12 protein-coding genes are annotated in these 11,884 nt (G+C 62.8%); 6 read left to right on the top strand and 6 right to left on the bottom strand.

Translation table 11 applies throughout. The annotated features are described in order from the left end of the window. The first annotated feature begins 10 nt into the window (after positions 1 to 10). From V5F78_RS11955 to ureG, 5 genes are all read left to right on the top strand, one after another. Positions 11 to 631 carry an urease subunit gamma gene (locus V5F78_RS11955; RefSeq protein ID WP_394072486.1) on the top strand — a complete coding sequence of 207 codons (621 nt, stop codon included), beginning with the start codon at positions 11 to 13 and terminating at the stop codon, positions 629 to 631. An 89-nt stretch (positions 632 to 720) separates the two neighbouring features. Next, on the top strand, positions 721 to 2,439 hold the full coding sequence (gene ureC, locus V5F78_RS11950) for an urease subunit alpha (protein WP_394072484.1): 1,719 nt from the start codon (positions 721 to 723) through the stop codon (positions 2,437 to 2,439). Between the two features lie 9 nt (positions 2,440 to 2,448). Continuing rightward, positions 2,449 to 3,252: an urease accessory protein UreE gene (gene ureE, locus V5F78_RS11945; RefSeq protein ID WP_394072482.1), complete on the top strand. Its 804-nt coding sequence runs from the start codon at positions 2,449 to 2,451 to the stop codon at positions 3,250 to 3,252. Further along, positions 3,191 to 3,952: an urease accessory protein UreF gene (locus V5F78_RS11940; protein WP_394072480.1), complete on the top strand. Its 762-nt coding sequence runs from the start codon at positions 3,191 to 3,193 to the stop codon at positions 3,950 to 3,952. The genes ureE and V5F78_RS11940 overlap by 62 nt, the downstream gene beginning before the upstream one ends. After that, positions 3,949 to 4,575 (top strand): urease accessory protein UreG, encoded by a 627-nt coding sequence (gene ureG / locus V5F78_RS11935; protein WP_394072478.1) that lies wholly within the window; start codon positions 3,949 to 3,951, stop codon positions 4,573 to 4,575. The genes V5F78_RS11940 and ureG overlap by 4 nt, the downstream gene beginning before the upstream one ends. Before the next feature lie 16 nt (positions 4,576 to 4,591). On the opposite strand, the gene cydB is transcribed toward ureG, so the two are convergent. The 4 genes from cydB to efp all read right to left on the bottom strand — a co-directional run bounded on the left by cydB (position 4,592) and on the right by efp (position 8,344). Continuing rightward, positions 4,592 to 5,596, bottom strand: a complete 1,005-nt coding sequence (cydB, locus tag V5F78_RS11930; protein ID WP_394072476.1) for a cytochrome d ubiquinol oxidase subunit II — start codon at positions 5,594 to 5,596, stop codon at positions 4,592 to 4,594. Between the two features lie 12 nt (positions 5,597 to 5,608). Further along, on the bottom strand, positions 5,609 to 7,009 hold the full coding sequence (locus V5F78_RS11925) for a cytochrome ubiquinol oxidase subunit I (RefSeq protein WP_394072474.1): 1,401 nt from the start codon (positions 7,007 to 7,009) through the stop codon (positions 5,609 to 5,611). 189 nt (positions 7,010 to 7,198) lie between these two features. After that, complete coding sequence (locus V5F78_RS11920; RefSeq protein WP_394072472.1) at positions 7,199 to 7,600, bottom strand: response regulator; 402 nt, start codon at positions 7,598 to 7,600, stop codon at positions 7,199 to 7,201. Positions 7,601 to 7,774: 174 nt separating this feature from the next. Beyond that, entirely contained in the window at positions 7,775 to 8,344 is a 570-nt protein-coding gene (efp, locus tag V5F78_RS11915; protein WP_394013722.1) for an elongation factor P, read from the bottom strand. A gap of 138 nt (positions 8,345 to 8,482) precedes the next feature. Here efp and epmA point away from each other — a divergent pair, with 138 nt between their 5' ends. After that, positions 8,483 to 9,532, top strand: coding sequence for an EF-P lysine aminoacylase EpmA (gene epmA, locus V5F78_RS11910; protein ID WP_394072470.1), 1,050 nt, complete (start codon positions 8,483 to 8,485; stop codon positions 9,530 to 9,532). 234 nt (positions 9,533 to 9,766) lie between these two features. On the opposite strand, the gene V5F78_RS11905 is transcribed toward epmA, so the two are convergent. Further along, positions 9,767 to 11,461, bottom strand: a complete 1,695-nt coding sequence (locus V5F78_RS11905) for a peroxidase family protein (RefSeq protein WP_394072468.1) — start codon at positions 11,459 to 11,461, stop codon at positions 9,767 to 9,769. 99 nt (positions 11,462 to 11,560) lie between these two features. Continuing rightward, positions 11,561 to 11,803 (bottom strand): hypothetical protein, encoded by a 243-nt coding sequence (locus V5F78_RS11900; protein ID WP_394072466.1) that lies wholly within the window; start codon positions 11,801 to 11,803, stop codon positions 11,561 to 11,563. Between the last annotated feature and the right edge of the window lie 81 nt (positions 11,804 to 11,884).

Here is an 11,884-nt window from a genome sequence, read left to right as displayed (position 1 = left end):
GAGATCGGCCTTGCTGCTTACGCCGCGCGAAAAGGACAAGCTGCTCATCGCCATGGCGGCGGAAGTGGCGCGCAAGCGCCTCGCCCGTGGGGTAAAGCTGAACTTCCCGGAGGCGGTGGCCCTGATCACCGATTTCGTGGTGGAAGGCGCGCGGGACGGGCGCACGGTGGCCGATCTCATGTCCGCGGGCGCGCATGTGCTCACCACCGACCAGGTGATGCCGGGGATCGCCGAAATGCTCCACGACATCCAGGTGGAAGCGACCTTTCCCGACGGCACCAAGCTCGTCACCGTGCACCACCCCATCCGGGGCGAAGCCTCCGACGATGTGCCGGGCGAGATTACCACCGCGCCGGGGCAGATTGTGTTCAACGAGGGTGCGGAGCGGGTGACGCTGACGGTAGCTAATACCGGCGATCGGCCGATCCAGGTCGGCAGCCACTATCATTTCTTCGAGACCAACCCTGCGCTCGCCTTCGATCGCGACAAGACACGCGGCATGCGGCTGGATATCGCCGCCGGCACTGCCGTGCGCTTCGAGCCAGGGGCGACGCGGGAAGTGACGTTGGTGCCGTTCGGCGGCAAGCGCGAAGTATTCGGTTTCCGGGGCGCGGTCTCGGGAAAATTGTGAGGCCCGCGACACGCGCTTTCGATGGCCCGAGAGGCCACAAACATCGCCTTCAATGAACCGGCACCATCGGTTCTGACCAGGATGAGCCCATGTCCACCCCCGCCCATCTGCCCCGTTCCGCCTATGCGCACATGTTCGGCCCCACCACCGGTGACAAGATCCGCCTCGCGGACACCTCGCTGGTGATCGAGGTGGAGAAGGACTTCACCATTTATGGCGAGGAGGTGAAGTTCGGCGGCGGCAAGGTGATCCGCGACGGCATGGGCCAGAGCCAGGTGACCAACGCCAAGGGCGCGGTGGATACGGTGATCACCAATGCGGTGGTGCTGGACCATTGGGGCGTGGTGAAATGCGACGTGGGGCTCTCCGGCGGGCGCATCGTGAAGCTCGGCAAGGCCGGCAATCCGGATGTGCAGGGCGGGGTGGACATCATCATCGGCCCCGGCACGGAGGTGATTGCGGGCGAGGGCAAGATCCTCACCGCCGGCGGGTTCGACAGCCACATTCATTTCATCTGCCCGCAGCAGATCGAGGAGGCGCTGGCCTCCGGCGTTACGACCATGCTGGGCGGCGGCACCGGACCCGCCACCGGCACCTTTGCCACCACCTGCACGCCCGGCCCCTGGCACATCGCTCGCATGATCGAGGCGGCGGACGCCTTCCCCATGAACCTCGCCTTCGCCGGCAAGGGCAATGCGTCGCTGCCCGCGTCGCTGGAGGAGATGGTGCGCGCGGGCGCCTGTGCGCTCAAGCTGCACGAGGATTGGGGCACGACGCCCGCCGCCATTGATTGCTGCCTCTCCGTGGCCGACGCCTTCGACGTGCAGGTGATGATCCATTCCGATACGCTGAACGAAAGCGGCTTTGTCGAGGACACCATCGCGGCCTTCAAAGGCCGCACCATCCACGCCTTCCATACCGAGGGGGCGGGCGGCGGGCATGCCCCCGACATCATCAAGGTGGCGGGGCTGCCCAACGTGCTGCCGTCCTCCACCAATCCGACCCGGCCCTACACCCGCAACACCATAGACGAGCACTTGGACATGCTCATGGTGTGCCACCATCTCGACCCCTCCATCGCGGAGGATCTCGCGTTCGCTGAAAGCCGCATCCGCAAGGAGACCATCGCGGCCGAGGACATCCTTCACGATCTCGGCGCGCTCTCCATGATGAGTTCGGACAGCCAGGCCATGGGCCGCGTGGGCGAGGTGGTGATCCGCACCTGGCAGACCGCCGACAAGATGAAACGCCAGCGCGGCGCCCTGCCGGGCGAAACGGGTGACAATGACAATCTGCGCGCCCGCCGCTACATCGCGAAATACACCATCAATCCCGCCATCGCCCATGGCATGTCGAAGCACATCGGTTCGGTGGAGGCCGGAAAGCTCGCTGACCTCGTGCTCTGGTCGCCCGCATTCTTCGGCGTGAAGCCGGATCTGGTGCTGAAGGGCGGAGTGATCGCCGTGGCGCAGATGGGTGATCCGAACGCCTCCATCCCCACCCCGCAGCCGGTGCATTATCGCCCCATGTTCGGCGCCTATGGGCGGGCGCGCACGGGCTCTTCGCTGACTTTCGTTTCCAAGGCGGCGATCGAGGACGGGCTGGCGGCGAAGCTCCAGGTCGCCAAGCAATTGGTGGCTGTGGAAAATGTGCGCGGCGGCATCGGCAAGAAGGATATGGTGCTGAACGACGCGACGCCCCATATCGAGGTGGACGCCGAGACCTATGACGTGCGCGCGGACGGGGAATTGCTCGTCTGCGAGCCGGCGGAGGTTCTCCCCATGGCGCAGCGCTATTTCCTGTTCTGAGGTTTTTCCATGCTTCGTGCCACCGCCGTCGTTCGCCGTGCCGCCGTCCGCGAGGACAAGGTGGTGGACACCATCATGCTCGACCATCAAGCCCGGCATCGCCGTCGCGTCGCCATGACCGGCGCCAAGGGACTGGATTTCCTGCTGGACCTGGAGAAGGCGACACTTCTCGACCACGGCGACGCGCTGAAGCTGGAGGACGGCTCGCTGGTGCGGGTGGAAGCGGCGCCCGAAAAGCTGATCGAGGTGCGTACCGGCAGCCCGTTGCGGCTGATGAAGGTGGGCTGGCACCTCGGCAACCGCCATGTGCCCACCGAGATCACCGAAGACGCACTTTATATCGCCTATGACCATGTGCTGGTGGAGATGGTGCGCGGCCTCGGCGCCAGCGCCGCCCCGGTGCTGCGCCCCTTCCGCCCCGAGCGCGGCGCCTATGAGGCGGCGGAAGCCCATGGGCACGGCCACGATCATGGGCATTCCCACGATCATGGGCATGAGCACGCTGGCCATGACCATCATGCGCACGAGCATCACGCCCACGCCGAGGCGCACGCGGACGCGCATGCGTGCGGTTGCGGCCACGACCACGGCCATGATCACGACCACGGCCATGCCCATCATGAGGCCGGTCACGATCACACCCACGGCGATCATACGCATCACGGCCACGTGCATCACGGCGAAGCGACGGCGGCATCCGCGAGCGCCTCTGCCCATGTGCACGGGCCCGAGTGCGGCCATGATCATTCCCATGACCACGATCATTCCCACGACCATGCCCACGGCCGGGATCCCTCCCATCGCCATGGCTGATCATGCCGCCGTCCCGCAAGCCGGGCTGGCCGATATTCTCCCGCTCCTGGCGTGGCTCTCCCCGGCCTTTCCCGTGGGCGCCTATGCCTATTCCCATGCCCTGGAGTGGGCCGTGGAGGCCGGCGACATCCACACCGAGGCGGATCTCGCCGGCTGGCTGGAAACCCTCCTGCTCCACGGCCTCGGCCGCAACGACGGCATCCTGTTCGCGCAGGCCATGGCAGCGGCCGGGGCAGGGGAGGGTGCGAGTCTGGTCGAGGTCAACGCCCTCGCGGTCGCGCTTGCGCCCTCGGCCGAGTTGCGGCTGGAGACCTGCCAGCAGGGGCGCAGCTTTCTTGACGCGGTATGTGCCGCTTGGCCGGCACCCGCTCTGCTCGCGCAGGCCGGCTTGCTCAAGGGGGAGGTGGCCTATCCCGTCGCAGTGGGGCTCGCCGCCGCCGCCCATGGCGTGCCGCGGCAGCCGGCGCTCGAAGCTTTCCTCCTGGCGATGATGCAGAATCTGGTGTCCGCCGCCATCCGCCTCGCGCCCATCGGCCAGACGGCGGGCACGCGGGTGGTGGCCGCCTTGGCCCCGAAGGTGCGGGCACTGGCTGCAGACATCCGCACTCTCACCCTGGACGACCTGGGCAGCGCGACCTTCCGGGCCGATCTCGGCTCGTTCCGACACGAAACCCAATATACGAGGCTGTTCCGCTCATGAGCACATCGGCAAATGGTCCGCTTCGCGTCGGCATCGGCGGCCCGGTGGGATCGGGCAAGACGGCGCTGATGGAAGCGCTCTGCAAGGCATTCCGCAACCGCTACGACATCTGCGCCATCACCAACGACATCTACACCAAGGAGGATGCGCGCATCCTCACGGTGGCTGGCGCGCTGGAACCGGAGCGCATTCTCGGGGTGGAGACCGGGGGCTGCCCCCATACCGCGATCCGCGAAGACGCCTCCATCAATCTGCGGGCGGTGGCCGATATGCAGGCCAAATTCCCCAATCTGGACATCGTGTTGATCGAATCCGGCGGAGACAATCTCGCCGCCACCTTTTCCCCGGAGCTGGCCGACCTCACCATCTATGTCATCGACGTCGCGGGCGGCGAGAAAATCCCGCGCAAGGGCGGCCCGGGCATCACCCGCTCGGACCTGCTGGTGGTGAACAAGACCGACCTTGCCCCCATGGTGGGCGCCGACCTCTCGGTGATGGAGGCGGATACCCAGCGCATGCGCGCCGGACGGCCTTACGTCTTCTCCTCCATTCGAAACGGCATCGGGGTGGAGGTGGTGACGCGCTTTATCGAGAAGGCGGGGGGCCTCACCGCGCGCGGGTGAGGCACCCGCGCATGGGTCAGTGATAACCCTCGCCCTCGCGCACTTTGCCGCGGAAGAGCCAGTAGACGAACACGATGTAGCCGAGCACGACCGGCAGCAGGAAGATGACGCCGAACAGCATCAGGATCTGGCTCGGCGCGGCGGCGGCGGTCTGCCACACCGTGAGGCTGGGTGGCACGAGATAGGGGAAGGTCGAGATGCCGAGCCCCAGGAAACCCAGCACGAACAAGGCGATGCAGCCGAAGAAGGGGGCGTATTCCGCCGTCCCCTTCAAGCCGCGCCACACCAGATAAGCCACCGCGGCTGTGACCAGCGGGACCGGCGCGAGATAGAAGATGTTCGGGGTCACGAACCAGCGCTGGGCGATGCGGTCGAAGGCCAGCGGCGTCCAGAGGCTGACGAGAGCCATGAAGCCAAGAACCACCGGAAGCAGCATCAGTGCCGTCTTCCGTGCCTGCACCGCAACCGCGCCGTCCGTCTTCATGAGGAGCCAGGTGCTGCCCAGCAGGGCATAGCCGCACACCACGCTGAGCCCGCACAGAAGGGCGAAGGGGGTCGCCCAATCGAACGAGCCGCCGGCGAACTGGCCGTTCTGCACATTGATGCCCTGCACCAGCCCGCCCAGAACAACACCTTGGCAAAAGGCGGCAAGGGTGGAGCCGGCGGAGAAGGACAGGTTCCACCAGCGGCGGCTTGTCAGCGCCACCCACCGGAATTCGAACGCGACCCCGCGAAACACCAAGGCCAGCAGCATGATGATGATCGGCAAGTAAAGCGCCGGCATCACCACCGCATAGGCTTTGGGAAAAGCGACCCAAAGGCCGCCGCCACCCAGGACAAGCCAGGTTTCGTTGCCGTCCCAGAACGGAGCGACCGTATTCATCATCTGGTCGCGCTCGCGTTCTTCCTTCGCGAACGGGAACAGGATGCCGATGCCGAGGTCGAATCCATCGAGCACCACATACATGACCACCGCCACCGCGATGATGAGCGACCAGATGACGGGGAGATACCATTCCATGGCCTATTCTCCTCACGAACCGGATGCGATGGCTTCGCGGCCGGCTTCATGCGCGGCGGCGATGGGACGGCTCGGCGTGTCATTGCCCGAGGGCGCGATGGCGGATCCCCCTGGCCCCTTCACGATCAGGCGGTTGATGTAATAGATGCCCATCGAGAAGATGATGCCATAGACGAGGACGAACAGGACCAAGGTGAAGGCAACGGCCCCCGCGCTCACGGGGGAAATGGCATCCGCCGTTCGCAGGATGTTATAGGCAAGCCAGGGCTGGCGACCTTGCTCGGTGACGATCCACCCCGAGAGAATGGCGAGAAAGCCCAGCGGCCATGCGAGGTGGGCGGGATAAAGATACCAGCGGCTTTCATAAAGCTTGCGTTTATAGAGCAGGAACGCGCCGACCCAGCCGAACAGGATCATCACGACGCCAATGCCCACCATGGCCCGGAACCCGAAGAAAGGTCCGATCACCGGAGGCCGGTCATTTGGCGCAAAATCCTTCAAGCCAGGGAAAAGGCCATCCAGGGAGTGTGTAATCATCAAGGAGGCGCCGCGGGGGATTGAGATTTCGAAGAGATTCTTCTCCGCCTTTGCGTCGGGCCAGGCAAAAAGAACGAGGGGTGCGGGCTTCGAGCCGTCCCAATGTGCTTCGATGGCGGCGATCTTGGCCGGCTGATATTTGGCGGTATTGAGCCCATGGGAATCACCCACATAGGCTTGGATCGGCGCGACGATGGCCAGCATGCCGATGGCCATCTGCATCATCACGCGGGCTTCCTCGGTGAACTTGCCCGCCAGCAGATAGCGCGCGCCCACCGCCAACACGACCAGGGAGGTGGTGAGATAAGCCGCGAGCAGCATGTGCGGCAGGCGGTGCAGGAAGCTCGGATTGAAGATAATCTCAAGCCAGTCAAGGGGATAGGCGAGGCCATCGCGCATCTCGTAGCCGGTCGGCGTCTGCATCCAGGAATTGGCGGAGAGGATCCAGAAGGCCGACATGGCGGTGCCGACCGCCACCATCACGCAGGCGAGCACATGCAGCCAGCGGGGCACGCGGTTCCAGCCGAACAGCATCACGCCCAGGAACGTGGCCTCCAGGAAGAAGGCGGTCAGCACCTCGAAGCCGATCAGTGGGCCGATGACGCTGCCGGTCACCTCGGAGAAGCGGCTCCAATTGGTGCCGAACTGATAGGACAAGACAATGCCGGACACCACGCCCATGGCGAAGCTCACGGCAAAGATCTTGGTCCAGAAACGCGACAGGCGATGGAAGACGTCGCGGTCCGTCTTGATCCACAACAGTTCGAGCGTCGCAATAAAAGCAGACAGCCCGATAGTGAAGCTTGGAAAAATAATGTGGAAGGAGACGGTGAAAGCGAATTGTAGACGCGCCAGAACGACCGGATCGAGATCCATTGCTTCTTCCCCCTTCGGCGGAAGAGGCGGGTCCACTATCCCCGCCCGGATTGGGTTGAGCTTGGCCTGTGCACGCTTACGGTAAACGACTTCATGGCCGGGCTCCAGCGGCAATGACGGCCGAAAGGCCGCCGCGCGGTTCTTCGCCGGCGCAGCGAAAGTTCGTCTGGAAGGAGGAAAGATCTATATTTAAGAAGGGATTAGCGTGCGGCCGGAGGGAAGCCGGCCAGGGTCGCGCAAGAGCCCCGATAGGGCGGCGATCATGCCGGCCTCCAGATAGGGCTTGTGCAGAACCGGCACCGCCCGCAGATGGGCCGGCAGATCGGGATCTTGTCCGTAACCACTGCAAAACAAAACAGGAATTCCCCGGTCGAACAGAAGTTCGGCGGCCGGCAGCACGTCCTCGCCGCGCAGGTTGCGGTCGAGAATGGCGGCGTCGAGGGGAAAAGTGCGAGCCGCTTCAAGGGTTTGCGCCAGCGTGCTCATGGGCCCCAAAACGGTACAATTCTGCCTCAACAGCGCCTGTTCGAGGAGCAGCCCCACCAGCATCTCATCCTCGGCCACGAGGATGCGCTTGCCCGACAAAATCATGTTTAAAGCCGTTCCTCACCACATGTCCGCTGCGCTAAACCCGAATTTCCGCGAAATGTTCCACCACGAATGAAAATGCGCGCCACCTGGCCGGCAGCGCGCATATTCAACATCATTCATCAGTAAAATATTCCGCGCGAATCGGTTCGCGCGGAGAAGGCGCCCGCCAGGGGGTCAGTCCTTGGCGCGTTCCACATAAGAGGCGTCGGCGGTCATCACCACCACGCGGGTGCCGGTGGCGACGTGGGGCGGCACCATGGTGCGCACGCCGTTGGAGAGCATCGCCGGCTTATAGGAGGAGGAGGCGGTCTGCCCCTTCACGGTCGGCTCGGTGTCGACGATTTCCAGGGTCACGCGCTGCGGCAGCTCGATGGCGATGGCGACGCCGTTGTGCATGGAGATCATGCATTCCATGCCTTCCTGAAGATAGACGGCCATATCGCCGATCACGTCCTTGGGCACGGCGATCTGGTCGTAATTCTCCGGGTTCATGAAGGTGTAGCCGTCGCTATCCTGGTAGAGATAGGTGTGCGGGCGGTCTTCCACATAAGCGCGCTCCACCTGCTCGGTGGTGCGGTAGCGCTCGGAGATCTTCACGCCGTCGGAAATGCGGCGCATGTCCATCTGGGTGACGGGCGTGCCCTTGCCGGGATGGATGTTCTCGGCGCTCAGGATGACGTAGAGCTTGTCGTCGATTTCGACCACATTGCCTTTGCGCAGAGAGCTGGCGATGACCTTGACCACGGTGTTTCTTCCTCGAACGGCTTGGGGCGCCCGAGCGCCCTTGATCGGGGCGCAACATAGCGATCTTCTCGCTTTTCGCCACCCTTGCCGGCTGCTTTTGTGCGCCGACGCAAGTGTTTTTCCGCGCGGCCCACAGCTTTGAGCGCCCCGTCCTCCCCCTGGTGGAGCCCGGATCGCCACCAGGATCGGCGCCCCTTTCTCGCCGCCCGGGGCCGCATGACGAAGGCGATCCGCGCCCATTTCGAGGCCGAGGGCTTCACCGAGGTGGAGACCCCCATCCTCCAGATCTCGCCCGGCAACGAGGCGCATCTGCACGCCTTTTCAACCACTTGGCACGCGCCGGATGGGGCGCTGATGCCTCTTTCCCTGCGCACTTCGCCGGAGTTCACGGCCAAGAAGCTGCTGGCGGCGGGGGAGACGCGCATCTTTGAGCTGGCGCGCGTGTTTCGCGATCGCGAACGGGGCGCCACCCACCATCCCGAATTCACCATGCTGGAATGGTATCGGGCGGGGGAACCCTATGAAACCCTGATGGAGGATTGCGCCGCGCTCCTGGCGCTGGCAGCGCGGGCGGGGGGCGTCGCGCGCTTTTCCTGGCGCGGACAAGAGTGCGACCCGTTTGCCGCGCCGGAGCGGCTCACTTTGGTTGAGGCCTTCGCCCGCCATGCCGGCATCGCTCTTTCCCCGCTGCTGGCGCCGCCGGGGGAGGAGCCGCAGGCGCCCCCCCTGGCGCAGGCGGCGCGCGCCGCAGGCGTCCGGGTGGCTGATGACGACACCTGGGCGGATATCTTCTCCAAGGTGCTGGTGGAGCGCATCGAGCCCCATCTCGGCCGGGGGCGGGCGACGCTTTTGTGCGAATACCCGACCAGCGAGGCGGCGCTGGCCCGGCCGAAGCCCGCCGACCCGCGCGTCGCCGAGCGGTTCGAGCTTTATGCCTGCGGGGTGGAACTGGCCAATGCCTTCGGCGAACTGACCGACCCGCACGAGCAGCGCCGCCGCTTCGAAGTGGAGATGGCGGAAAAGGCCCGCCTCTATGGCGAGCGCTATCCCCTTGACGAAGGCTTTCTGGCCGCCCTCGCTCTCATGCCCCCCGCCAGCGGCTGCGCCTTGGGGCTGGACCGCCTGGCGATGCTGGCGAGCGGGGCGCGCAGCGTGGACGATGTGCTGTGGGCGCCGGTGGAGGTTTGAGGGGGAGACAGCACCCGGAGCGGCCTCTAGGAGCTTGCCGGAACGGACATGCCGAGCCAAACCACGACTTGGCCGTTCCCGCCTCGTAGTTGACGCATGACCGGAGGAGGACGAGCTTCTGCGTCTCGAGTGTCGTCCTCCAACCACGCACCACAAACAGAGCGGCGCGCCGTCAAAAACCCCAATAGGCGCGTGAGATATTGGATTGGGGCTCTAATCAGGCTATCCCACGCCTCATGAATCGCTATCGCTGGCCACGAAATCCAGGATGTCCTGGAAAGTAACAGCGTTCACCCTAGTGATCGACCAAGTGCTTGGATCAGGTTGTTTGAAATAGTTATGCTTATCCGGGCTAAAGGCCACACCGCCGACAATTACCTCGCCCACCAAACGGCTGCCGAGTTCGCCTAGGGTTTGCACCGGCATGCCTGCTGCCTCGTGCTCGGCCTCCCTCAGAAGATAGTACCAGAGCGGTGTGCAAAACTGGCCCGTGGTCTTGAACAAGGATTGGGCGGTCTGATCTGGCTCGATGACATCGGGCGGGAGTTCTGTAACTCCATAGAAAGCCGCGAGCGCTTCGCCTGAACATAGGCCGATCTTGTCGCTTCGGATCAAATTACGATGAGGCAGGTTCCCCACGAACGTGATCTCATCCGGAATCGTGCTCTCAGGCAAATCAAAAACGACGCTAGTCACATGGCTGTCAATTCCGTTGGCCAACTGACTGCTCAAGAAGAAATTCCAATCGATCTGATGTCCGACGCGCAATTTCTGTCCGCCTCGGAGATCATCGAAAAAGATGCCGTCGCCATCGATCTGGGGAGTCAGCCGATTGTTGAACAATCTGACGGTGACACCTCTCTGAATCTCGTAGCCTGGCCTTAGTTGGCTATGGCCCATTCGGAAGCCGATGGCGAACTCGTGCGGCATCGTTCCAATCAGCGTATTGGTCGCGAGGTCGAGGAGCGGCTTGTGCTTAAGGTTGCCGAAATTTGGCTTAACGACCTCCATAAGTATGTTGTTTAGAATGTCATTTCGAATAATTTTTTGAAGATAATCATTTATAATAAATGATTGCCAATTCAGAATTGTTTTAGTTTTTGCGGTTTCAAAGTCGCCAAATTTGCTCACGAAAGCGTTGTGAAGGCGCATCAATAATATGTGAACCTGAAGAATCATCTGATTTTCATCGTTTCGACCATCGAATATTCTGGCATATTCGGCGTTAGTGCCAGTTTCCGGCGGGTCGCGGGGTACGTCGATGACGCCATCGGGCGACCGGCGCAGAAGAAAGCGGCCGTTCGAATCGAAGACGCTGGGAAATTTTGTATGATCGGCCAACACCTCCCTCGGCCCATACACGCTGTCTAGATCGATCAACGGTGTCGCTGAGTCGACCACATTGGCTGTCTGGTTCTCGAAAAGGTTAAGCGCATTGAGCGTCAGGTCGTGATCAATGAACTGCCCCACGAAGGTGAAAGCGGCCGGTACGGCCTTGCTGTCGAACTCGTGTGGCGTCATCCTTTCAGTGTCCGGTGAAGTATAAACCCGTCCGGCGCAAGGCATAACAAGGTGTGACATAAGGCTAGAAGGTATGTGGCATGGCGGTCCGGCAAGATGTGAGAAGTAATTGGCGATTTTACGAGAGACGAATTTCGTCATGGCGGGAACGGCTGCTGCGGCAGAAAACAACGTTGCTTGCCCTTCTGCATCGGGCATTTCCTGCGTCGAACGCTTCTTTGCGACTTCAAAGAGGGGGGCGATGCGCGCCTGTAAGGCCGCTTCATCGAGGAGTTGATACAGACCCCCGTGATGCGCAAGTCGAGAAAGTGTGGCTGACATCGGGAGCTCGGCGGCTGCCGGGCTCTCGGCCGCTCGAAGGGCCTTTAGTTGAATGCTCAGCAAATCTTCGCGATCAACGGCAGACATGGCCCTTCATCTCCCGAAATGGTTGCATATAACTCGTGGTTGTGTGGGTGCGGCAGGTCCTAGGGCGTTTTCAGCAATCCCCAACTTGTTTTTATGATATCAAGTGGCCAAATTTATTGCAATCAGAAGTGGTGGCTCTGTTTGGTCAATTTTTATAACCACACCGTTTTGCACCGCTTTGGGATCGAGCAAGCAGAGTGTCTTTCTCCTCAAGGGCCGCTCTTCGCCCATAGCGGCCGCCCGGCGAAAAGCTGCTCCCTCTCCCTTCAAGTAGCCGCCGCGAGGTCCGCTCAGGGCCATTACGCTGAATTCCTCGCTGGATGCGCCCACCAGAAGTTCCACTGCCGCAGCTCCAAGCGTCGCCCCCCGATCACGCGCAGGTGTTCGCGCCTCCCGGTAATCCAAAACCTTCCCCCCTACCTC

Origin of the sequence: Roseixanthobacter glucoisosaccharinicivorans (assembly GCF_043195095.2) — a bacterium.
Classification (GTDB): Bacteria; Pseudomonadota; Alphaproteobacteria; order Rhizobiales; family Xanthobacteraceae; genus NCEH01.
This window is presented reverse-complemented; position numbering and strand designations above follow the sequence as displayed.